Here is a 1,363-nt window from a genome sequence, read left to right on the forward strand (position 1 = left end):
CCCGGTGCCGTGCGCCTCCACCAGGTCCACATCGGCCGGCGACAGTCCCGCCGAGGCCAGCGCCTGCCGGATCACCCGCTGCTGCGACGGACCGTTCGGTGCCGTCAACCCGTTCGACGCACCGTCCGAATTGACCGCCGACCCCCGCACCACCGCCAGGACCGGGCGCCCGTCGCGCACCGCGTCGGACAGCCGCTGCACCGCGAGCATGCCGACGCCCTCGCCCCAGCCGGTACCGTCGGCGCCGTCGGCGAACGCCTTGCAGCGCCCGTCGGGGGCGAGACCACCCTGCCGCTGGAACTCCACGAACGCGCCCGGCGTCGCCATCACCGTGACGCCTCCCGCGAGGGCCAGATCGCATTCGCCGTTGCGCAGGGCCTGGGCGGCGAGGTGCAGGGTCACCAGGGAGGACGAGCACGCCGTGTCGACGGTGACGGCGGGCCCCTCGGTGCCGAGCACGTAGGCGACCCGGCCCGACATCACACTGCCCGAGGCGCCGGTGAGCGCGTAACCGCCGCTCGCTTCGGCGGAGTTCATCAGGACGGTCGTGTACTCCTGCGGGGTGCCCCCGACGAAGACGCCGGTGCGGCTGCCGCGCAGGGCGCCCGGGTCGAACCCAGCTCGCTCCAGTGCCTCCCAGGACGTCTCCAGCAGCAGCCGCTGCTGCGGGTCCATCGCCAGCGCCTCACGCGGCGAGATCCCGAAGAACGCCGCGTCGAAGTCGGCCGCACCCTCCAGGAAGGCACCCTGGCGTGCGCCGCCGGACTCCTCCAGGAAGGCGTCCATGGCCTGGCCGTGCCAGCCCCGGTCGGCCGGGAAGTCCGTCATCTCGTCCCGGCCTTCGACGAGGAGCCGCCACAGGTCTTCGGGACCGTGCACACCGCCGGGGAAGCGGCAGGCCATGCCCACGATCACGACCGGATCGTCGTCCGTGGCGCGGAGCACCGGCAGCGCCGACTCCGCGGCACTGTCGAAGAGTTGCTCGTGGAGATGGCCGGCGAGACGGTGCGGCGTGGGGTGGTCGAAGACGAGGGTGGCGGGCAGCCGCAGGCCGGTGGCCGCGTTGAGCCGGTTGCGCAGCTCCATCGCGGTCAGGGAGTCGAAGCCCAGCTCCTTGAACGGCCTGGCGGACGTGATGTCGTCCGTGGTACGGAGGCTGAGGACGGCCATCGCCTCGGCCCGCACCAGATCCAGCAGCCGGTCGTGCTGCTCGGGGAGGGTGAGGGGGGCAAGGCTCCGGCGCAGTGCCGAGTCGGTCTCCGCGTCGCCGGTGGTGGTGTGGTCGGTGTCGTCCGCGAGGACCTGGGCGACCTCGGGTATGTCCTCGATCAACGGCCGCCGCCGCGCCATCACATACCCCGGA

General features: G+C 73.0%; 1 protein-coding gene. It reads right to left on the reverse strand.

What is annotated here, in order from left to right; genetic code table 11:
* A partial coding sequence (locus IG88_RS0137665; protein ID WP_037837559.1) for a type I polyketide synthase occupies positions 1-1,363 on the reverse strand: 1,363 nt, incomplete at both ends.

This window comes from Streptomyces sp. NRRL F-5650 (assembly GCF_000721365.1).
Classification (GTDB): domain Bacteria; phylum Actinomycetota; class Actinomycetes; order Streptomycetales; family Streptomycetaceae; genus Streptomyces; species Streptomyces ardesiacus.